Annotated in this window: 30 protein-coding genes; 4 read left to right on the plus strand and 26 right to left on the minus strand. The window is 66.8% G+C overall.

Features of this window, described 5'->3' with window-relative positions; all coding sequences use genetic code 11:
- Positions 1-637 precede the first annotated feature (637 nt).
- From QUE79_RS24455 to QUE79_RS24495, 9 genes are all read right to left on the minus strand, one after another.
- Positions 638-1090 (minus strand): hypothetical protein, encoded by a 453-nt coding sequence (locus tag QUE79_RS24455; RefSeq protein ID WP_286347106.1) that lies wholly within the window; start codon positions 1088-1090, stop codon positions 638-640.
- Positions 1084-1320, minus strand: a complete 237-nt coding sequence (locus tag QUE79_RS24460; RefSeq protein WP_286347107.1) for a hypothetical protein — start codon at positions 1318-1320, stop codon at positions 1084-1086. Before QUE79_RS24460 ends, QUE79_RS24455 begins: the two co-directional genes overlap by 7 nt.
- A complete protein-coding gene (locus QUE79_RS24465) occupies positions 1317-1547 on the minus strand; it encodes a hypothetical protein (protein WP_286347108.1) in 231 nt (76 codons plus the stop codon). Before QUE79_RS24465 ends, QUE79_RS24460 begins: the two co-directional genes overlap by 4 nt.
- Entirely contained in the window at positions 1544-1819 is a 276-nt protein-coding gene (locus QUE79_RS24470; RefSeq protein WP_286347109.1) for a hypothetical protein, read from the minus strand. The genes QUE79_RS24465 and QUE79_RS24470 overlap by 4 nt, the downstream gene beginning before the upstream one ends.
- Positions 1816-2229: a hypothetical protein gene (locus QUE79_RS24475; RefSeq protein ID WP_286347110.1), complete on the minus strand. Its 414-nt coding sequence runs from the start codon at positions 2227-2229 to the stop codon at positions 1816-1818. The genes QUE79_RS24470 and QUE79_RS24475 overlap by 4 nt, the downstream gene beginning before the upstream one ends.
- The gene (locus QUE79_RS24480; protein ID WP_286347111.1) at positions 2222-2608 is read right to left on the minus strand and encodes a hypothetical protein; all 387 of its coding nucleotides are present in this window, start codon (positions 2606-2608) and stop codon (positions 2222-2224) included. The genes QUE79_RS24475 and QUE79_RS24480 overlap by 8 nt, the downstream gene beginning before the upstream one ends.
- 32 nt (positions 2609-2640) lie before the next feature.
- Positions 2641-3036 carry a hypothetical protein gene (locus QUE79_RS24485; protein ID WP_286347112.1) on the minus strand — a complete coding sequence of 132 codons (396 nt, stop codon included), beginning with the start codon at positions 3034-3036 and terminating at the stop codon, positions 2641-2643.
- Positions 3037-3109: 73 nt separating this feature from the next.
- On the minus strand, positions 3110-3376 hold the full coding sequence (locus QUE79_RS24490) for a hypothetical protein (protein WP_286347113.1): 267 nt from the start codon (positions 3374-3376) through the stop codon (positions 3110-3112).
- A 118-nt stretch (positions 3377-3494) separates the two neighbouring features.
- Positions 3495-3800 (minus strand): hypothetical protein, encoded by a 306-nt coding sequence (locus QUE79_RS24495; protein ID WP_286347114.1) that lies wholly within the window; start codon positions 3798-3800, stop codon positions 3495-3497.
- A 179-nt stretch (positions 3801-3979) separates the two neighbouring features.
- On the opposite strand from QUE79_RS24495, the gene QUE79_RS24500 reads away from it, so the two are divergent.
- The gene (locus tag QUE79_RS24500; RefSeq protein WP_286347115.1) at positions 3980-4795 is read left to right on the plus strand and encodes a hypothetical protein; all 816 of its coding nucleotides are present in this window, start codon (positions 3980-3982) and stop codon (positions 4793-4795) included.
- A 15-nt stretch (positions 4796-4810) separates the two neighbouring features.
- Here the strand turns inward: QUE79_RS24500 and QUE79_RS24505 are convergent, their stop codons facing one another.
- The 8 genes from QUE79_RS24505 to QUE79_RS24540 all read right to left on the minus strand — a co-directional run bounded on the left by QUE79_RS24505 (position 4811) and on the right by QUE79_RS24540 (position 9636).
- Positions 4811-5209, minus strand: a complete 399-nt coding sequence (locus QUE79_RS24505) for a hypothetical protein (protein WP_286347116.1) — start codon at positions 5207-5209, stop codon at positions 4811-4813.
- The gene (locus QUE79_RS24510; RefSeq protein ID WP_286347117.1) at positions 5206-5640 is read right to left on the minus strand and encodes a hypothetical protein; all 435 of its coding nucleotides are present in this window, start codon (positions 5638-5640) and stop codon (positions 5206-5208) included. The genes QUE79_RS24505 and QUE79_RS24510 overlap by 4 nt, the downstream gene beginning before the upstream one ends.
- The gene (locus QUE79_RS24515; protein ID WP_286347118.1) at positions 5637-6098 is read right to left on the minus strand and encodes a hypothetical protein; all 462 of its coding nucleotides are present in this window, start codon (positions 6096-6098) and stop codon (positions 5637-5639) included. Before QUE79_RS24515 ends, QUE79_RS24510 begins: the two co-directional genes overlap by 4 nt.
- Positions 6095-6517, minus strand: coding sequence for a hypothetical protein (locus QUE79_RS24520; protein WP_286347119.1), 423 nt, complete (start codon positions 6515-6517; stop codon positions 6095-6097). The genes QUE79_RS24515 and QUE79_RS24520 overlap by 4 nt, the downstream gene beginning before the upstream one ends.
- Entirely contained in the window at positions 6517-6876 is a 360-nt protein-coding gene (locus QUE79_RS24525) for a hypothetical protein (RefSeq protein ID WP_286347120.1), read from the minus strand. The genes QUE79_RS24520 and QUE79_RS24525 overlap by 1 nt, the downstream gene beginning before the upstream one ends.
- Positions 6816-7658, minus strand: a complete 843-nt coding sequence (locus QUE79_RS24530; RefSeq protein ID WP_286347121.1) for a hypothetical protein — start codon at positions 7656-7658, stop codon at positions 6816-6818. Before QUE79_RS24530 ends, QUE79_RS24525 begins: the two co-directional genes overlap by 61 nt.
- Positions 7659-7889: 231 nt before the next feature.
- Positions 7890-9071, minus strand: a complete 1182-nt coding sequence (locus tag QUE79_RS24535) for a hypothetical protein (protein ID WP_286347122.1) — start codon at positions 9069-9071, stop codon at positions 7890-7892.
- 91 nt (positions 9072-9162) lie between these two features.
- A complete protein-coding gene (locus QUE79_RS24540) occupies positions 9163-9636 on the minus strand; it encodes a hypothetical protein (protein WP_286347123.1) in 474 nt (157 codons plus the stop codon).
- Between the two features lie 154 nt (positions 9637-9790).
- On the opposite strand from QUE79_RS24540, the gene QUE79_RS24545 reads away from it, so the two are divergent.
- From QUE79_RS24545 to QUE79_RS24555, 3 genes are all read left to right on the plus strand, one after another.
- Complete coding sequence (locus QUE79_RS24545) at positions 9791-10279, plus strand: phosphatase domain-containing protein (RefSeq protein ID WP_286347124.1); 489 nt, start codon at positions 9791-9793, stop codon at positions 10277-10279.
- Positions 10276-10767, plus strand: a complete 492-nt coding sequence (locus QUE79_RS24550; RefSeq protein WP_286347125.1) for a hypothetical protein — start codon at positions 10276-10278, stop codon at positions 10765-10767. Before QUE79_RS24545 ends, QUE79_RS24550 begins: the two co-directional genes overlap by 4 nt.
- A 138-nt stretch (positions 10768-10905) precedes the next feature.
- On the plus strand, positions 10906-11463 hold the full coding sequence (locus QUE79_RS24555; protein ID WP_286347126.1) for a hypothetical protein: 558 nt from the start codon (positions 10906-10908) through the stop codon (positions 11461-11463).
- 228 nt (positions 11464-11691) lie between these two features.
- Here QUE79_RS24555 and QUE79_RS24560 read toward each other — a convergent pair whose 3' ends face one another.
- The 9 genes from QUE79_RS24560 to QUE79_RS24600 form a co-directional block, all read right to left on the minus strand.
- On the minus strand, positions 11692-11922 hold the full coding sequence (locus QUE79_RS24560; RefSeq protein ID WP_286347127.1) for a hypothetical protein: 231 nt from the start codon (positions 11920-11922) through the stop codon (positions 11692-11694).
- 74 nt (positions 11923-11996) lie between these two features.
- On the minus strand, positions 11997-12266 hold the full coding sequence (locus QUE79_RS24565; RefSeq protein WP_286347128.1) for a hypothetical protein: 270 nt from the start codon (positions 12264-12266) through the stop codon (positions 11997-11999).
- Positions 12267-12829: 563 nt separating this feature from the next.
- Positions 12830-13132 (minus strand): hypothetical protein, encoded by a 303-nt coding sequence (locus QUE79_RS24570; RefSeq protein ID WP_286347129.1) that lies wholly within the window; start codon positions 13130-13132, stop codon positions 12830-12832.
- Positions 13129-13794 carry a hypothetical protein gene (locus QUE79_RS24575; protein ID WP_286347130.1) on the minus strand — a complete coding sequence of 222 codons (666 nt, stop codon included), beginning with the start codon at positions 13792-13794 and terminating at the stop codon, positions 13129-13131. Before QUE79_RS24575 ends, QUE79_RS24570 begins: the two co-directional genes overlap by 4 nt.
- On the minus strand, positions 13791-14039 hold the full coding sequence (locus QUE79_RS24580) for a hypothetical protein (RefSeq protein ID WP_286347131.1): 249 nt from the start codon (positions 14037-14039) through the stop codon (positions 13791-13793). The genes QUE79_RS24575 and QUE79_RS24580 overlap by 4 nt, the downstream gene beginning before the upstream one ends.
- 20 nt (positions 14040-14059) lie before the next feature.
- Positions 14060-14968: a hypothetical protein gene (locus QUE79_RS24585; protein WP_286347132.1), complete on the minus strand. Its 909-nt coding sequence runs from the start codon at positions 14966-14968 to the stop codon at positions 14060-14062.
- Between the two features lie 67 nt (positions 14969-15035).
- A complete protein-coding gene (locus QUE79_RS24590) occupies positions 15036-15977 on the minus strand; it encodes a hypothetical protein (protein WP_286347133.1) in 942 nt (313 codons plus the stop codon).
- Between the two features lie 104 nt (positions 15978-16081).
- Positions 16082-16687: a hypothetical protein gene (locus tag QUE79_RS24595; RefSeq protein WP_286347134.1), complete on the minus strand. Its 606-nt coding sequence runs from the start codon at positions 16685-16687 to the stop codon at positions 16082-16084.
- The gene (locus tag QUE79_RS24600) at positions 16684-17397 is read right to left on the minus strand and encodes a hypothetical protein (protein WP_286347135.1); all 714 of its coding nucleotides are present in this window, start codon (positions 17395-17397) and stop codon (positions 16684-16686) included. The genes QUE79_RS24595 and QUE79_RS24600 overlap by 4 nt, the downstream gene beginning before the upstream one ends.

Raw genomic sequence — 17397 nt, forward strand, 5'->3', positions numbered from 1 at the left:
GCTACGCGGCCTCCCGAAGAGCGCGCGAGCCGATTTCTGACCAGGTGTCGGTTCGCTTATTCCACGCCATCGCCGTCCACTTGGGTAGTGCGTTGAGCCGCTCCTCGACCTTGGCGGCGCCGTGAGACAACGCTTCGCTCACCGTGGTCTGATGCAGATAGGTAGACCAGGCATCGAAGTAAGACTGAGGGATGTGTGGCGTCGATACGATGAATCGAGAGCCGGGCACTTCCCGCGCCCTATCCCGCCAACCTGCGACGATCGAGCCGAGTGGGCCAGCGAGGCCCCGTTGCCGCTCCTCCGTTAGTTCGGACTCCCAGTCAGGCGTTCGGAATACGTAGGTCGACGGTTGGATCGGAGCCGATAGGGATGACCTGACGCTCCATGCTCGACTTTCGTCCATCGGTGGCAATGCCCGCGGGCTCAGTAAAACGAAGTCCCCGCCTGTCGGGAGTACCTCATTCATGACGGTCGCCGCCCATGCATGATCGCCCTGAATCAAGACGTCCGAAACTGCTGGTACAAATCGCCGCGGCGAGTGTCCGTAAAGGATGTGCTCAAGGTTCGGGAAACTAATCGGCATAGTCGAAGGTTACGAATAATCGCGCCACCCCCACCCTGCTACCAAGGTCGCTTTTCAAAGCGTGGGCAACCATGACGGGTACTCGTCACGAGCGCGCCAGAAGCTTATCTCGCCGCGGCGATCCCCGATGCTCTCGGGGTCGCTGATCCAGGTGCCGCAGGCGACGCAGCCATGGAGCGTGCGGTGCCGGTCGAGGTCGACGTGGATGACCTTCACCTCGTGCACCGAGGAGGCCTTGTGCGCCTCCAGGTCGCCGGGAGCGACCGCGGGGTGCAGGAATTCGTCCGGGATCGGCAGGGCGCGCGCCACGGCGTCCAGTAACGCTTTCCGCCAGGCGTCGACCCACCAGGCGCCGTCGGCGCGGTACGGGACGCTCTCGGGGCGGCGGGTGCCCTCCCACGGGTTCGGCAGCTTGCGGAGGTCATGGATGATCGACTCCGTCGTGATCGGCGTGCCGGGCGAGCGGTACTGCCGGACGCTCGCGGCGTCGTGCACGTCGTTCAGCATCGCCTCGTAGGCGAAGTAGCGTTTTCCGGGGTCACCTCGCCGGAGGCCGAGCGGAGGGCCAGGCCCTGCCGGGTGCCGCCTCCGAGCACGGCGAGCGTGAGCTGGATGGCGACGATCTCTTCGTCGAAGCCAGCGGGGCCGACGTTCGGCGGCAGCTCGACATCCATCCACGCGTCGAGGCCGTCCATGTTGCGCGTGCTCGGTGCGGCGGGCCAGTCCGTGGTGCTCATGCGCTCCTCCGAGGGTTCGTGTTCATGAGGTCGCTGATGATGAAGCAGACCATGCTGATCGCCGCGACGATCGCCATCACGAGGGCGAGCGGGACGAGGACAACACCCAGGGTCCAGCCGAGGTTGGGCATGGTCACCAGGAGGACCAGGAGTGCCATCAGCTTCACGAGGACGGCGCCGAGCGCGACCTTCAGGGGCGCGGGCACACGCCTGGTGTCGAGCGTCATTTCCGTGTCCCTTCGATCCACTCGCGCGGGATGGGGTCGTCGGGGCCGAGCGGCGGCGCCTTCGGGCGCTTGGGCAGGGCGAAGATGTACGCCAGGAGTCCCACGAAACCCAGGAAGCCGCCGAGCAGGGTTCCGGCAGCGAGGATCGCCCGGCCGAGGGTCAGCTCGGGCGGTTCGATGATGCGGTTGACGACGGCGGCCACGATCAGCAGCGCGAAGCCTCCGATGGCGACGCGCTTGGCCCAGACGGCGAAGTGCTGGCGGCGGGTCATGCGAATCGCACTCCTGAGAGTCGGTGGATGCTGTCGAGCTGTTGTGCGACGCTGCCGACGAGGGACGGGTCGCAGGCCTCGAAGACGTCGACGAGTTCGGTGGGCCTGGCGGGCAAACCGGGGAAGACGTAGGCGCGCAGGCCGCTGCCCTGATCGCGGGCCATGCCGCTCGGCCAGACGTCGAGGCGGGCCCCGTTGATGCCGAGCTTCCAGCCTTCTGCCTCGGGGAGGCGTCGGGCTTCGCGGAGCGCCTCGAAGGCGTCGTGCCCGATGCCAGCCGTTTCTGGGAACGGCCCGGAGAGATGCACGGCCCAGTCGCCGCCGTCGAGCTGCACCCAGCCGACCGATGCGGTCACGGCGCGGTGGAGGCGGCGCTTGGCGGCGATGTCGATGCGCCCCTGCTCAGGCATGGGGGTCGACCTTCGCGTTGGGGACCATTCGCGATCGCGAGTACGAACCCTCCTCGCCGTCAGCGAAGCGGACGTACCAGCTCGTCGTGTTGCCCGGCGCGAGAAGGGTGGCGAGGAGATCGCCGATGCGGACAGAGTCGCCTGCCTGAAGGAGCGCGCGGGCACCCGTCAGAGCGTGCTGCGCGGCGACGATGATGTCGGCGGCCGACGGGGGCTCTTCGGAGGTGACGGGCAGCATGGCGACGTGCTCTTGGGTGTCGGCGAGTTCGATCACGTAGTTGAAGTCGCCTCCCGCGTCGGGGCGGTCGACGAAGAAGACCTCGAAGTCGCAGCCTCCGTCGGTGAAGGCGGCGTCATAGACCGTTCCGGGCTGAGTCATGTCGTGTCTCCTGGTTTCCGTGTCCCCTCGCCCTAGGCGGGCTGGGGCTCCGTGAAGGCGTTCGGGATGATCTGGTGTCGCGGGAAGCGCTTGACCTCTCGGTCGTGGAACTCCACCAAGAACTCATCATCCTTCGTGACGTGGGAGATGATGAGGCCGAGACGGTTGCCGACGCGGACCTTGTGCTCCACGTCGATGTCGGCACGTTCCGCGCGGAGATACTCGCGCGCGTGCTCGGTGACGATGTGGCCGTCGGCCGGGATGTCGAGGGAGATCGCGAACTCCCCCACCTGCTCCTGCGTGTCGATCAGGACGAGGCGGTACTGGCCCTGGAGAGACGGATCGACCGCGCCGACGTTGATGATGAGGAACTCGTGTCCGGCATCCTCGAAGTCGTAGGCGACGGGTTCCGCTTCACGGCGGCTCATGCGTCGGCGCCGCCCGTCTTGGCGAGGGGTCCGGCGCCTGTTCTGCGGTCTCGGAGGCGGCTGACGAGCAGGCTCATCTCGATGACAAGGGCGGCCGCTGCGGTGCCCGCCAGGACCCAGATGCAGATGGCGATCTGGGCATCAACGGGGTGCGCCACGCGACCAGTGCTGCTCCGACGAAGCCGACCATCGTGTTGATGGCGGTGGCCATCCAGTCGAACCCGGCGAAGCGGAATCGGAAGTAGGAGATGAGCATGAAGGTCGCGAAGAGGATGATGCCCATCACGTGCAGCATCCCGTGCATGTCGCGCAGCGCTGCGATGTAGGGGTCGTGAGCCATGGGGTAAGTCCATTCTTCGAGACGGCCGCAATCGCGCGAATCGTACGCGTCTACAGTACACCGTGCACAGATATACCGTCAAACGTCTGCGCCGCGGCCGCGCTGGTGGTCAGGCGCCCTAACGTCCATCCGGACGCGGGATGTCATCGAGGAGGAGGCGCTTGTGGCCGCTCGTGCTGCTGAGCGACTCGACGTAGATGACGCCCTCGGCGACGTACTCCTCGCGGAAGCCCCAGTCGTAGACCTCCTTGGCGAGGGTCGACTGCTTCTCGCGGGGCCGATGCAGGATCAGGGCTCGAACGAAGGCGGCCTTGGAGGCGAATGTGCCGACGTAGTTGACCTGTCGGACCCAGTCGTCAAGGCCAAGCGCTTTCGCGGCCACGCCATCGACCATGGTGATCGCGTAGGTCGACTTCTTCGTCATCGTGCCCAGCCCTCTCGTGCCCCGTCCCTCGGAAGCCCTTTCTACAGTACATGCCAGGAATGGTCACGTCAATTGCCGGAGGTGCCAGCGGGTCGGGGATGGGAGGGTGAGCGGAGCGGTATTCCCCGGCGCCCGGCAGTCGGCCTAGGCTCAGAGCCACATCGAGGAGGGTGTCGATCATGACGGACGAACTGGCCGCCGACGCCTCACCCCTGCGCGTCAGGGCCGTTCGCGACAGCCTGTCTGTCGATGGCATCCGAGACTCTCCCGAGCGCGAGATCAGTGTCGGGATGTGGCTGCCGCGGGACAGCTTCGGCGCGGCCGTGGAGATCGACCACCTCCTGCGTGACCCGCGCTTGAACTATCACCCGGGCCGCGAGGGCCCTCTCGTACTGCGCCCGATCGACACCGATTTGACGACGATGACGCTCACCTGGGGGCACCGGGTCGACGAGGCGGTCTTCAACCTTGTCCCGAGCACGCGCATCCCGTTCACGGTGGCGCAGGTCCAGGTCATCGAGAGATGGATGCGGGCATCCGCGAGGCGACTTCACGCGCACCGCGCATTCCTCCGCGACGCCTGCACCCGAGGCATGTGGGACGCCGCCGAGGGCGCGACCGAATCCCTTCCCGCCGCCGATGAACTGATCGCCGGAGAGCTGGTCCTGACCTCGGTGTTGACGAACGTGCAGGGGCCGGATTCGACGTGGCCCCTCGGCGTGGTCGAGGTCGACAGCGTCGGCACCCCCGAGGAGCCCTGTGACGCGTTCGTGGAGACCGCGACCCAGAAGCGGTTGGGCACGAGGACATCATCCCCGGATGCGGACTTCGACCAGCACTGGGAGCGGTTCACCGTCGACGAGAGCCAGTCGGAACTGACGCCCGAGGACTTGATCTTCTGGTACCAGCAGGCGTGCTGGCGGTTCACGCTCTACGACGATCTGTGGCTCAACTTCTGCCACCTGCTCACGGGACTGGAGCCCCCGACGCCCTAGACGCCGGTCCCTTCTCTAGGCGGCGGCGAGCTGCTGGCGGACGATCTGGATGCGGGTGCCGTCCATGGGCTCCGACTTCATGCCCAGGCCGTAGCCGCCGTGGCGACGTTCGAGAAGCTCGGAGTCGATGTCCCAGTATCGGAACGCTTCGAGCTGCGCTTCGGGGAGGGGGTAGAGCAGGTGGTCACGCCCGCGGATGGACGAGCAGTAGACGCACGAGGTGCCGCGGTAGATGCGATCGAGGACGTCGTTGGGGAACGCTGTGACGCTGACGTACTTCTCGCCAGGCTGGATCACTCGCTGGCAGTACCGGGACATCTTGTCGTCGCAAGGGTGGGCCTTGCGGGCCTTGCGAGCGATCAGGTACGACCCGTCCTTCTCCTCGTAGGTGCTCAGGTCCTTCGTGCGGGTCATGCGGCGACCGAGTGGATGTTGGAGATCGCGACCTCGAACTCGTAGGACACCCCTTCGGCGTTGGAGGCTGTGACCGTGATGGTGCCTCCCTGGCTGCCGATGACGCGGACTTGGAGGTCGGCGTCGCGCGAGTGCCCCATGGCGTCGATGATCGCGCGTTCGAGGTCGACGAGCGATGGCGGAGTGCCGTCTGCGCGCGTGGGGGCGCTGCGGACGATCTCGACGTCCTCGGCGTGGAAGATCATGTCGTTGATGCCGTGGCGGGTGCTGCCCGTGTAGTAGGGATGCGTGCCCTCGGTGTCGAAGTAGGTGCCGACGGTGATCTCCAGGCCTCCGGCGCGGCGGCGGCCGTCGACGGTGGACGCGCGAATGAGACGGACGACCGTGCCCTTGGGGATCGGGGTCGCCGCCTGGCCTCCTGTGTCGCTCACAGCTCGTACTCGCGGATGTTGTCGGCGAAGACGTTGAACGTGAAGTCGAGGCCGTCGGCGGTCCGCGCCACGACCTCCACGGCGCCAAGGCTGGCGTCATAGCCGGTCTCGCTGATGCTGAAGGCGTCCTCGTCACGGCTGCTGATGATGAGGCCGCCGAGGGCACGCAGGAGGTCCTCGCGCGAGGGGAGGGTGCGGTTCGACTGCTGCTCGGCCGTGCGGATGACCTCCACGTCTTCGTGCAGGAAATTCGCGTTGTTGTAGCCACCGCGGCTGTTGCCCCAGTAGAACGCGATGCCGTCTTCGGCGAGGTCCGCGGAGATGAACTCGCCCACCTCGATCTCCAGCCCCTTGCTGCGCTGCTCGCCTGCGAAGTCGGAGTCGCGGATGAGGCGCACGAGCGTGCCTTCGGGGTGCGGCGTGATGACGGGCGCCGATGCCGGGGTGGTGGTCGTCATGCTGCTTCTCCTTGGTTCTCGGTGCCGTTGGTGTCGAGGTCGGCGGGCGACCAGGAAGGGACGCGCTCGGCGTAGAAGCGCTCCTGCCAGTGGGCAAGAGCGTCCAGAAAATCCGGCTCGATGTGGTCGGGCGCCCGGACCTTGACCGCCAGCCCGGATCGTTCATCGATGACGCGCCAGTCGTTCATCGCTGCATCGCGGGGCTCGTTGGGATCGTCGAGTACGGGCTTCATGTGCGTGAGCTGGTCGAAGGTCACGTCCGGGCGGCCGCCACGGTCGTGCCGGTCCTGCCACTGAGTGATCTGGACCCAGCACTGCTCCTCGCTCAGGAATGAGCCGGAGGTGGCGCGGCGGCCCGTCCGGGAGTCGACGATCTTCCACACTTCCGAGGCGAAGGCGGGGCTTGCTGCTGCGCTCATCAGGACGCAGCTTCTTCGTCGACGAGGTCGAAGCCGTAGACGAGCGAGGCGTAGAGCGCCTCAGCAGTGGCGACGAGGTAGGTAAGGTCGTGGCCCGAGCCGCCCATGCCGTTCTGGTCGACGTCCGCCACGATGCTTTCGAGGGCCTTGACGGCGGCGAGCACCTGACCGCGTCGGCCATCGCCGTAGACGGCGTCGCGAGGCGCGCCGGTGACCGCACGCACCCGCGGGGCCGCTTCGGTGAGCGTGCCGCGCCAGGAGGGGTCGTAGATGTCCAGGTGCTGGACGAGAGCGACCGTCAGGGTCCCGGCGAGCCAGCGCTCGTGAATCTCGGTGCGCCAGGCCTCGTAGAGCGGCACGTCGGCCTCGGTGAGCCCCCGCGGAGGAGCGTCAGGAATGCTCGGTCGTGACGGCTGATGTCTTCGCTGGGGAAAAGGCCCATCGAGTAGTAGCGGACGACGCTCGCGATCGAGCCAGCGCGCCATCCCGGCAGGTCCCTGTCGATGACTCGCTCGATCTCCGGCAGGAGAGTGCGGTCGTGGGCGAGGTGCCGAACGCCTTGCAGCCAGGTGAGTGCGGCGTCCATGTCGTCGCCGAGCACGCCTCGGGCGGCGAGGTCGAGGAACGCGTTGACGACGACGATCGATCCGGGGTTGCCTTCGACGGGGGCGGTTGCCTCCCGGAAGGTGCGCCACCCTGCGAGCCGAGCGTCGAGGAAGCTGGTCTGTTCGTCGTTCAGCTCGCCACGGCTTGCACGGCGGCCGAGGTCCGAGAGCCACGCCAGGTGCTGACTGTCGACCCGGTCGAACAGGCTGCCGTCGACGGCCTCGACGACGTACTCGCGCTCGGCCTCGGCGGCACGCTCGGCGGCGGTCGGGCGGCGACGGTTCTGCCAGCCGGGAAGGTGGATGTCGAGGAAGGCGGACTGCCTGGGGCTCAGGGTGCCCTCGTCCAGGCGCTTGCGCTTCCGGGAGAGGAAATGGCTCTGGGACTTGGTCAGGTTGATGTGGGGCCATCCGGGGCTCATTGCGATGATCGTGGCGCGGAACTGCTCGTCGTGCGGCGAGGCTTTGCCCGCGGCGCCACGGCGCTTCACGATGCCTCGTGCGCTCGGTGCGTCTTCGATCATGGCGATGCTCATTCTTGCTTTCCCCTGGTGTCCCAAACTGTCCGCTTAGTGTAGCAGGTTGTTGCATACCACCCATTGGGGGGACACAGGGGTGTGACAGGCCGCAACTCCCCCGAAGATGGACTAGATGACAGCCCGTCATGTCGGCAGACTGCTCGAATGGTCTTCGATTCCCGAAAAATCAAAGGCCCTCGGCGCCCTCCGGCATGGCTTATCGCTATCGCCGTGGGAGCCACTGGGGGATTAGTCGCATGCGTCGCGCTCGGCCAGGGGATGGTCAGCGAGGTGGTCGTCATCGCGGATGCGGCAGTGACGACGGCAAGCCTTGTCGCGCTCTCGCGCTGGGTGAGAGCTAGGCCTTGACGCGCCTGCTGCGCACCCGAGCGATATCGAGTGCGAACGGCGGCGTGGTGCGCCATCCGGGCATGGCCTGATCGAACAGGCGCGCCTCCCAGTCGAGGAGCTTCCCTCGGCATCCCGAAGGCGCAGCCGTTCGAGCCAGGACGCACTCGCTCGGCCGCCCTCCTCGAAGAGACGCGCCCGCAGGGCGAGGTCGACGTGCTTCTGGTCGCTCGGCTTCAGCGCGCGCTTCGAGAGGCGATCCAGGGTCATGACGCCTTCGCTGCGCCAGAGCGGGATCACCGCATCGAGGGCAGCGATCTGCTCAGGGTGAAGCTCTGCCTTGGCCTCCATCGTGCGCATGCGGGAGAGCCACGTGCTGGCGGCGCGGCCAGCGACCTGAAGCATGCTCCGCCGCGCGAGGTCCAGGTAGTACTCCTGCGTCTCGGTGAATCCCAGTTCGCCCCGTGTCTCCCCCGATCGCAATGGTGGCGCTGGGACCTTCTTGCGGCGCTTCAGGCGTTTTCTGGCAGCCGCGTCGAGGCTCGCGGCATCCTCGGTTCGCCATCTGGGCATCACGTCGTCCAGGACTGCCACCTGCGCGGCGCTCAGCGGGTCGCTCTGCTCGCGGGAGCGCATGGACTCAAGCCAGGCCGCCCAGTCGCTCACACGGCGCTCCAGCTCGCCTGCGAGTGCGAAGCGGAGGCGGCGGCGGTCGTTGTCGTCGAAGAGGTGCATGGCAGGCCCTCGGTCCGCTGGCCAGCGCTTGCCGTGGCGCTCGAACCAAGCGGCATCGAGGCGCTCGGCGTCGAGGGTGCGCCAGCCGGGAATGACGGTGTTGAAGATGGGGGTCTCGTGCGTCTCGGTCTTCCCGAAGCGTCGTCGCTGATTCTTCAGCCAGAGGTCCGGGTCTTCGGTGCTGAGTGCCATGCGGCCTTGCAGGGCCTCGAAGAGGATGTAACGCGTCCGCAGCGTCGCGCCGGGCCAACTGTCGATGAGGTACTTCTCGCCGAGCGCATCTGCGGCCGCGACATCGTCGACCTGCTGCTTGTCGTCCACGTTCCCCCTGGTGCCAATGTCTGCCATCGAGGCTATGCGAGTTCGAGACGCAAATGACGATGCCGACCGGCCCCAATTCGGGTGCCGATCGGCATTTTCTCGCTACCGGAGTAGCGCGTCAGTTGACGGCGATGGAGGCTACTCTCGCGCCGAGGTCGACGATGAGCGAGCGCGCCTGCTTGTTGACCATCGAGCGGAACTCATACTGCCCCTCCCCAATCTCGAACGCCCGGCTCCAGGCGAGTTCTTCACACCCGAGACGGTCGAAGGGGGCGTTGGCGGCGAGCCAGCGATTGATGATGAGTCGCTCGCTGGCGTAGCTGAGCTTCCGGGCCCCGCGGCGCGTGACGAGGATGAGTCCGAAGACGAGGATGAGGGCCCCGCCGAGCATGAGGCCGAGTCGGTAGCCGCCCGGCAGCGGGAGCAGGAGCCCCAGTCCGATCGCCTGGATACCGCACAGGAGCGCCGCGATGGCGTAGTTGGACTGCATCTGGCCGGGACGGCCGCCACCGGCAGGGCCGTCCGTGAGGCGGCTGACGTTCAGATCGATGGAGGCGGATTTGGCCGCGGGGCGGATTGTCTCGTTGTTCATGGTGTCCTCTCGTTGACCTGTCCCTCAGGTCGTGTCGCTTAGTGTAGCAGGTTGCGTCCGACAATCCCCAATCATGGGGTCGCGTGCGATCCCGTTTTCGTAACGCCCGTTACGGTCGATTGACGCGCGTTGCATATGCATGTACTGTAGAGAGATGAGCAAGCCGACCGCGGTCATCTTCGACGTCGACGGGACTCTCGTCGACACGGGTCCGGTCAGGCACTACCTCAACCAGGACGACGGCACCCGGGACTTCAACGCTTTCCACGGCGCTTCCGCGTTCTGCCCGCCGATACCCGACACGATCGAGGCCATGCACCAAGCCGTCGTCGATGGACACCAGGTCATCGTCGTCACCGCCCGCAAGGCGAAGTGGCGCATCCTCACTGTCGGTTGGATGCGCTCCGTGGGCGCGCCGTTCGACGTCAACCACGTCTACATGCGGGGCGACTACGACCGCCGTCGCGACGTCGAGGTGAAGCGCGACATCCTCGCGAGCATCCAGCAGGACTTCGAGATCGTCCACGCGTTCGACGACAACCCGAACGTGATCGCCCTCTGGATCGAGAGCGGCATCCCCGTCACCATCATCCCCGGCTACGACCCGGTCATCCCGCCATCCCCCGTGGGGGCGCTGGCGTGATCCGAGCCTCAGGCTCCTACGCGCTCTTCGAGGGGCGCTGGTACGCCTGCGACCACTACCCGCTGCCGGGTCGCGAACAGGAGGCTCTGCTGCGAGACGTCGCCGATCTCGACTCCGACTGGCTCCCTGGTCCAGGGTTCCAGCCCACCAAGCAAGCGCCTGAGACGTACTTCCGCCGCGTCGACGAAGCCCTCATCGAGGCTCGCATGAAGGTCGCCACGACGTGCATATTCGGCAAGATCGGCCCCTTCGACATCTGGTCCGTCTTCGGGTACGACCCGGTCCGGGTCCTCGTGCGGTATGTCGGGGACGACCCGTCGAGCGCACTGGCGTTGCCAGGGTTCGAGAAGTCGACGAGCTACGACCTCATGGGCGAGGGTATCTTCGGGGCCTTCGATGCCGCGGCCGTCTCCGACGTCGTCGAGAAGACCGAACCGATGCCGACCCACTACGACCCCACCTACTTTGCGAAGAGGGATCACGCCTGAGGCGGCAGCACTCTGCGCGAGCGCTTGCCCTCCCATCCCCGACCCGCTCGCACATCCCAGGTTGACGATACGAAGAGTGACGTGTACTGTAGAGTCATCACCGACGCTGAGGGACAGCGTCCGAGAGGGCCACAGACCATGAGCACCATCATCCGCACTGACAGCGAGATCGCCGAAGACATGATCTTCGCAGCGGCAGGAATCACCGACGTCGACCTCTACGACTTCGACTACCCGGAAGGCGTCGCAGCGACGCGCAAGGCCCTTCGCAACGGCCGCGGCCAGAGCGCGGGGCAGATTCGCCGCGTGCTCATCGGATGGCCGTCGGTCCCCGCAGCGTCCGACGCCGACGGCTTCGAGCTGGTCGGCCCCTCCGACGGGCGCCCGCTCGTCGTCGAGAACTTCCGCTCGCCCATGGGGATGAAGGTCATCAGTGGCCACGTCATCCTGTTCATGCAGTCCGAGAGCGGCAACGCCGTCGAGGTCATGCCGGGCGCCAAGGCCACCATCGTGAGCCTGGGTGGCCTCAAGACGACCGTCACCGCGGCCGCGGGCTCCATCGTGAGCCTGCATGCGTTCGACGGCACCATCCAGCACGCAACGGGCGGCATCTCCACCACGCGTGCGACGGTCTGGGGCCCCCGCGAGGGCTCGGCCGACGTCACGGTCACCGGCGAAGCTAAACAGCTCCGGTAGGCCCCCACAGACTGCGTCGCGCTTGATGTCCTCTCGCGCGACGCATGGTCGCCACCCCGAGTCCCAAGCTTCCGGGGTGGCGGCCCCTTCCAGCTCCTGCCGTCGACTAGTCCTCGCCCGGCAGGCCGAGGCCCAGCGCGAGTCCCCCATCTTCCGCGCTGGGCCTCACTTCATGCCTGAACGAAGAACGCCCCGTCACGATCGCTCGTGACGGGGCGTTCTGGTCGGCTAGGCAGACCGGGCGAGTACTCGCTGAAGCTGGTCGACCCAACCTTGCAGCTCTTCGCGAGTCCAGAACTGTCGCGTGGTGTGGAAGTCGACGCCGTCCTCGTGATCCTCGGTGGTGACGGTGAAGCGGCCGTCCTCCTCCAGGACTTCGTAGACGGTCGTCCAGCCGTTGGCGCCGGTGGTCTCGAAGGCAGCTTCGTTGCGGCAGGGGGCCGCGTTGGTGTTCGTCATGATGATCCCTCCTGGGCTGGAATGCGGAAGGGCCCCGCGAGACATGCCCGCGAGGCCCGAGTGGTGGTGGTCGTCTAGGAGGCGACGCGCGCGCGGCGCTCGATCTCCTCGTTGGTGACGTACTTCGCCCAGCTCAGGCTGTGCTCGTTGATCTTGATCTCGACGCCGTAGCCCTCGATCTCCCGAGTGGCCTGCTGGCCGGTCTCGTCGAAGGCCAGCCAGCGGCTGGTGTTGTTGTCCTTCTGGATCGTCCAGCCGTTGGTCGCGAGGTAGACGCCGCCCTTGAGGCGCGCCCAGTTCAGGTCTTCGCGGTGAGCCTTGTTCTGCTCGACAGTGGTGTGCATGATGTCCTCTCGTGAGCCTGTCCCTCAAGCTCGCTTGCTACAGTACATGCTTTGTGCATGTTCGTCAACTCTGGGCGCTAATCCGAGGCGCTCCCCGTTTCGGCGGGCGTCTCCGTGACGCTGGTCCTGCGCCAGGCCGGCTCTCCCATCCCTGACCCCCTGCCCTTTCGTCACGGGCTGCATGACGACGCGACGAAGCCCCGAACAACTCGCGTCATCCGGGGCTTCGTCGATCAGGTCAGGCGGCGCGGGCCGTCCTGGTGAAGGCGTCGTAGTAGCCGCCCTCGTAGGCGTCGGCCAGCTCGTCGATGTCGTCCGAGTCGGAGCCGTCCCACTCGGCCTCGCGGCCCATGATCTTGCGGAACAGGCTGGTGGGGGTCAGTTCGCCGGACCACTCGCCGCTCAGGGGGCGGAGGGCTCCGTGGCACCCTGGAAGCGCTGCTCGGCGCGCGCCTTGGTGGCGCCCATGGCTTCGGCCTTGTCGATCTCTTCGTTGCTCAGCATGATGGTCGGTCCTCTCGGGCCCCGTCCCTCGGGGCTTCTTGAGTGTTACAGTACACGCACTAGCGATGCGTCACAAGTAGTTCTGCGATCGTGTCGCGCCAACCGATGTTGAAGACGCCGGACGCGGCCATCTCCGTGAAGGCGCGCGCGGTGACGCGGGCCGTGTCGACGAGATGGAAGACGGGCGCGAACGCACCCGCTCCCGCGCAGAGTGTGACGAAGACCATGAGGCCGACGTTGGTCTCCTTCCGCTGATCGCCCTTGGCATCGATGGCCAGGAAGATCGAGAGGATGATGCCCATGGCCGTGAGCGCGATGAGGATGATCCCGACGTTCCCCATGGCATCCCCGATCTGCGTCACGAGGCCGTCGAGAGCACTTCGAACCGCGGCCCATGCGTGCCGAACAGCTCGTCCGTGCGCACCTTCTCGACGGACCCGGGCTGCGACCAGAATCGCCCGCTCGTGCGCACAGCGATGAGGTCGAAGCGTCCCTTCACCACCGTCTTGACGGGCAAGGCGTCCAGGGCAGCGACGGTCTCGACGATCGTCGTCTGAGGGAGGTGGTTCCACTCGCCGAAGGCGTAGTGCCAGGGCGACAGCGTGAAGCCGTCCGCCTCGGCCGCGGTGAGATCGGCGATCGCGCGAGTGAGCGTGCGAGTCATGCCCTCGCCGGTCCACTCGGCGTGCGAGAGGGCGTAGGCGCGCCGCTCGGCCGTGGAGCCGAGGGTCGATGCCGCGCCGAGGGCGTCGAAGTGCGCGTCGGGGTAGCCCATGGCGTACTCGGCGGCCTGGTGGGCCGTTCCGAGCGCATGGATGATGGTCTGCCGAGCGTTCCGCACGGATGCGTGTCCGGCGCACATGCGGCGGGAGTCGATGTTCGGGTCCTGGCTGCTCCAGCGGAGCGTGCAGCCCGCCACCTCGCACCGCGGCACCAGGTGCTCGTCGACCTCGAACTCGATGACGGCGTCGCCACCGGGGACCTCGATGCTGCTCTCCTGGTAGACCCAGGAGATTTCACTCACGGGGGCGAGGGCACCTTGGTCACCCAGATACGGGAGGCGGCGTCGACGAGCGGCCGCGCCGGGGTCTCGGAGTCGATGTCGTACTCGTGCTCCTCGGCCCACTCGTCGAGGCACGCCTGCGCGAGCACTCGCGCCTCGTCGTCCGTGAGGTCGTGCCCGTACACGTAGATGCTGAGTGGCTTGCTCCACTCATCGCCTTCGTCGTGGGTGGTGGTGATCTCGCGATGCGCGGCCGTCGTCGTCATGATTTCCGTGTCCCCTGGAGCTACTTGCCGACCGGGCGAGCCCACTTGAGCTGGTAGAAGTCGGGCAGGTTCTGGATCGGCTTGCCGACGGCGGTGTAGTCGCTGGCACCCTGCTTCTTCGAGGTGATGAAGAGCGTCGTCGTGTTGTCGGAACCGTGGGCCGCGAAGCTCCACTGCGTGCCGTCTGCGGCCTGCACGTCGACGAGGCCGGGACCGTCGATATCCTTGCCCCAGAGATAGGTGGGCTCCACGGGCTTCGGGGCGGGTGCCGCGTTCGGGTCCTCGGTGGTGTCGGGAGCCCGAGTCTTCCACGAGGGGACGTTGTGGTCGTCCAGGACGAGGTCCTGGTCGGCGCTCTCCCGCGTTGCGCTGCCGTTTTCGACAGGAGCCTTCTTGAGGTCCGAGACGTCGTACGACCAGGTCGAGAGCGTCTCATCCTTGCCGTCGAAGTCGACGGTGGCGACGAGCGTGTGCGGCGCCTTCATGTCGAAGCCCACGCCGACCACGCTGGTCTTGGCGCCGTAACCCGGGATCGTGTCGACGAAGTTGAGGTTCGTCCCGGCAGGGAAGCCCGCCGCGACCGGGACGATCGGCACGGAGGTCTTGTTGCTGGCGCTGTCGGTGTTGAGGCGGTAGAGGCCGTCCCCGGAGATGTAGCCCTCCGGGTAGCTGTCGCTGGGGATCGACGTGATCGTCGTGACAGTCCCCTTGGCAGGGTTGATGGCCTGAAGAATCGAGGCGTCACTGTCCGTTCGAACGGAGGCGATCCACGAGCCTGCGGGCAGGCTGGTGGAAGCCCCCGCCTGCGAAGACGTGCCGCCCGTGGCCTTCTCGTCGGCCTTCTTCGAAGCGGACGGGCTGCACCCCGTGAGGGCCAGGGCCCCGATAGCGACGAGTGCGGCCGCGACGGTGATCTTGCGGATGTTCATGATTCCCCTTGTGTCTCAGGCCCCTGATGGCCCGGATGATGCTGGAAGGTGGTGGTGGTCTGGGCGACTACTTGCCGAGAGGGCGCGCCCAGGCGATGTCCGTGCCGCTGGGGAGCTGCTGGAGCGGCTTGCCGACGGTGTCGTAGGTCGAGCCGCCGGAGGCGCGCTTGGAGACGAACAGGGTCGTGTCGGTGTCGCTGTGGCGGGTCGAGAAGGCCCACTGGGCGCCGTCCTTGGTGTGCACCGCGGCGTCGGTCCCCGACGGCAGATTCGGGTCGTAGCCGTCGTCGTCGGCCGTCATCCACGGATAGACGTAGTTCTCGGGGATGTCGGCGTAGACGTCGTCGCCGTCCTCGTCCTTCTGGCCCGTGGCCTTGGGGAACGCGGGCAGGGCGGTCACGTTGTCGATGTCGAGTCGGCCGTCGTTGTACGTGGCGACGGTGAGCTTCTCGGGGGCCTGCGTCGGCTTGGTGACGTCGTAGCCCCAGGCCGTGACGTCGCCGCTGTCGTCCATCGTCGCGTCGACGACGAGCGTGTGGGGCGTGTCGAGGTCGAACCCGATCGACTCGATCTTGGTGCTCGGGCCGAATCCGGGCATCGTCGAGACGATGTCGATGGGGTCCGAGTAGGCCTTGTCGTCGCCGACCTTGATGAAGTTGATGGCGGTCTCGTCGTCGACGTCGTCGGCGGGAATCCAGTACTGGCCGTCACCCGAGAGGTACTCGATCGGGTAGTGGCCGCCGTTCGTCTCGATCTCGCCGATGTTCTTGAACGAGCCGGTGGCGGGGTCGTAGATGTTGAGCCGGGTGTAGGTGCTGCTGTCCACGGTGGCGAGCATCCACGCACCGGAGACGGCGGGCGCATCCTTGGTCGCGGCTGGCTTCGGCGCGGAAGCGGCGGAGGTCGACTTGGGCGCTGCGGTCTTTGCGCCGGTCGAGCTGCATCCGGTGAGCGCGAGAGCACCCACGGTGATGAGGGCGGCGGCCGCAGTGATCGTGCGGAACTTCATGGTTGTCCCCTTCGGCGTCAGGTCCCTCCCGACGTCATCTTTAGTGTAGCAGGTTGCGAGTAACGTTCGACGCAACGCCCGCTCTGCGGACGATTTCCGTGTCCCTAGCTGGCAGCAGCGCGCAGATCACCGAGGCGCAGCATCATCGGCCCGATGGCCGCGCGGATGGCCGCACGGTCGGAGTTCGACAGATCGCGGACCAGCTCGGGCGTCAGGGCGTCCAGCTCGTCGGCGAAGCGCATGACGATGTCAGAGACGCTCGCGTCGCCTTCGCCGCGCTGAGCCATGGCGAGGAGTCTGTCGAACTCAGTGCGGTGTTGCCGACGGCCTTCGAGGGCGCGCTGGCGCGGGTTGTTCTCGTCGAGCCCGTACTGCTCGATCGTCTCGGCATCCAAGCGCTCTCGGATCACGTTGCCCACGTGGTAGCGGATGTTGGCGGGGATCGTCACCATCGCAGCCATCCCCTCGATGGAGGCGCGGTAGATCGAGCCGACGAACTGCTTGTAGGCGTAGGTGCGTCCCAGCCAGTCGGGACTTCCGTCTGCTCGCGGGAAGGTGGCCCTCGCGTCGATGAGGAGACCCGCGATCTCGCGGTAGGTCGCGGTGCGCTGATTCTCCGACACGACCTGGAGGCTTCGGATGGCGTTGATCGTCGCGACCTGAAGGACGGCCTGCCGCGCTCGGGTCGAGGGTTCCGGTGCGGCCGTCATGAGGAGGGGGTCGTGAGGGTCTCGGCGAGAGACTCCCCCGCCACGGGCCAGAACACGCCCTCGTGAATGGTGACGACGCCCTCGGTGTCCATGTGCAGCCAGGTGCCCTCACGCGCGACGCCGACACCGGGGATCACGATCTCGGCGCATTCCGACTCGGGCAGGTGGCGGGTCTGGATGACGCCGCCGCTCCAGCGCGCGAGCATGTCCCAGTCCGCCTCCTCGGTGAGCTTCACAGCGACGCCGCTGGCGATCTCTGGGCGGTAGGCCACGTCCTGGAAGTGCCGCTCCGTGAGGCGGGTGTTCGCTTCGGCATACTTGGCGGCGAGCTGGAGGAGGAACTTCACGTCCTCGGAGAATTCGGCGGGGAAGCTGTCGACGGCGCGACCGAGGGCGGCGAAGCGGTCCCTCTCGGCGTCGCTGATCTGAGGTCCGAGTTCGATGTCGGGGCCTACCCAGTCGCTGGAGACGGCGAGGAACGCGTCGGCCGAGTCCTTCGGGATCGTCACGAGCCCGGACTTCTCGCCGAGGCGGAGGCTGGCGGCGAGGATGCCGTTCCGGTCCAGGTCCCAGAACGACACCTGCCCCCGCATGATGAAGTCGCGGTGGCCGTCGCCGGTGGTGACCCGCTTGAGCAGCAACGACGGCATGCCGAGCGTCGGGTCGAGGTCGGCGTAGTAGCTGGTGATGGGGGTGGTCAACGTCTGCAT

It is taken from the genome of Frondihabitans sucicola (genome assembly GCF_030296615.1).
In the GTDB taxonomy this organism is placed as follows: Bacteria; Actinomycetota; Actinomycetes; order Actinomycetales; family Microbacteriaceae; genus Frondihabitans; species Frondihabitans sucicola.

Bases quoted from the DNA above. Each gene is read 5' to 3' on its own strand.
- QUE79_RS24465 (WP_286347108.1), bottom strand. From the start codon at position 1,547: ATGACGCTCGACACCAGGCGTGTGCCCGCGCCCCTGAAGGTCGCGCTC.
- QUE79_RS24560 (WP_286347127.1), bottom strand. From the start codon at position 11,922: ATGACGAACACCAACGCGGCCCCCTGCCGCAACGAAGCTGCCTTCGAG.
- QUE79_RS24520 (WP_286347119.1), bottom strand. From the start codon at position 6,517: ATGAGCGCAGCAGCAAGCCCCGCCTTCGCCTCGGAAGTGTGGAAGATC.
- QUE79_RS24555 (WP_286347126.1), top strand. From the start codon at position 10,906: ATGAGCACCATCATCCGCACTGACAGCGAGATCGCCGAAGACATGATC.
- QUE79_RS24580 (WP_286347131.1), bottom strand. From the start codon at position 14,039: ATGACGACGACGGCCGCGCATCGCGAGATCACCACCACCCACGACGAA.
- QUE79_RS24505 (WP_286347116.1), bottom strand. From the start codon at position 5,209: ATGACCCGCACGAAGGACCTGAGCACCTACGAGGAGAAGGACGGGTCG.
- QUE79_RS24455 (WP_286347106.1), bottom strand. From the start codon at position 1,090: ATGCTGAACGACGTGCACGACGCCGCGAGCGTCCGGCAGTACCGCTCG.
- QUE79_RS24515 (WP_286347118.1), bottom strand. From the start codon at position 6,098: ATGACGACCACCACCCCGGCATCGGCGCCCGTCATCACGCCGCACCCC.
- QUE79_RS24565 (WP_286347128.1), bottom strand. From the start codon at position 12,266: ATGCACACCACTGTCGAGCAGAACAAGGCTCACCGCGAAGACCTGAAC.
- QUE79_RS24590 (WP_286347133.1), bottom strand. From the start codon at position 15,977: ATGAAGTTCCGCACGATCACTGCGGCCGCCGCCCTCATCACCGTGGGT.
- QUE79_RS24460 (WP_286347107.1), bottom strand. From the start codon at position 1,320: ATGAGCACCACGGACTGGCCCGCCGCACCGAGCACGCGCAACATGGAC.
- QUE79_RS24540 (WP_286347123.1), bottom strand. From the start codon at position 9,636: ATGAACAACGAGACAATCCGCCCCGCGGCCAAATCCGCCTCCATCGAT.
- QUE79_RS24485 (WP_286347112.1), bottom strand. From the start codon at position 3,036: ATGAGCCGCCGTGAAGCGGAACCCGTCGCCTACGACTTCGAGGATGCC.
- QUE79_RS24530 (WP_286347121.1), bottom strand. From the start codon at position 7,658: ATGAGCATCGCCATGATCGAAGACGCACCGAGCGCACGAGGCATCGTG.
- QUE79_RS24490 (WP_286347113.1), bottom strand. From the start codon at position 3,376: ATGGCTCACGACCCCTACATCGCAGCGCTGCGCGACATGCACGGGATG.
- QUE79_RS24600 (WP_286347135.1), bottom strand. From the start codon at position 17,397: ATGCAGACGTTGACCACCCCCATCACCAGCTACTACGCCGACCTCGAC.
- QUE79_RS24470 (WP_286347109.1), bottom strand. From the start codon at position 1,819: ATGACCCGCCGCCAGCACTTCGCCGTCTGGGCCAAGCGCGTCGCCATC.
- QUE79_RS24480 (WP_286347111.1), bottom strand. From the start codon at position 2,608: ATGACTCAGCCCGGAACGGTCTATGACGCCGCCTTCACCGACGGAGGC.
- QUE79_RS24495 (WP_286347114.1), bottom strand. From the start codon at position 3,800: ATGACGAAGAAGTCGACCTACGCGATCACCATGGTCGATGGCGTGGCC.
- QUE79_RS24595 (WP_286347134.1), bottom strand. From the start codon at position 16,687: ATGACGGCCGCACCGGAACCCTCGACCCGAGCGCGGCAGGCCGTCCTT.
- QUE79_RS24585 (WP_286347132.1), bottom strand. From the start codon at position 14,968: ATGAACATCCGCAAGATCACCGTCGCGGCCGCACTCGTCGCTATCGGG.
- QUE79_RS24545 (WP_286347124.1), top strand. From the start codon at position 9,791: ATGAGCAAGCCGACCGCGGTCATCTTCGACGTCGACGGGACTCTCGTC.
- QUE79_RS24500 (WP_286347115.1), top strand. From the start codon at position 3,980: ATGACGGACGAACTGGCCGCCGACGCCTCACCCCTGCGCGTCAGGGCC.
- QUE79_RS24535 (WP_286347122.1), bottom strand. From the start codon at position 9,071: ATGGCAGACATTGGCACCAGGGGGAACGTGGACGACAAGCAGCAGGTC.
- QUE79_RS24475 (WP_286347110.1), bottom strand. From the start codon at position 2,229: ATGCCTGAGCAGGGGCGCATCGACATCGCCGCCAAGCGCCGCCTCCAC.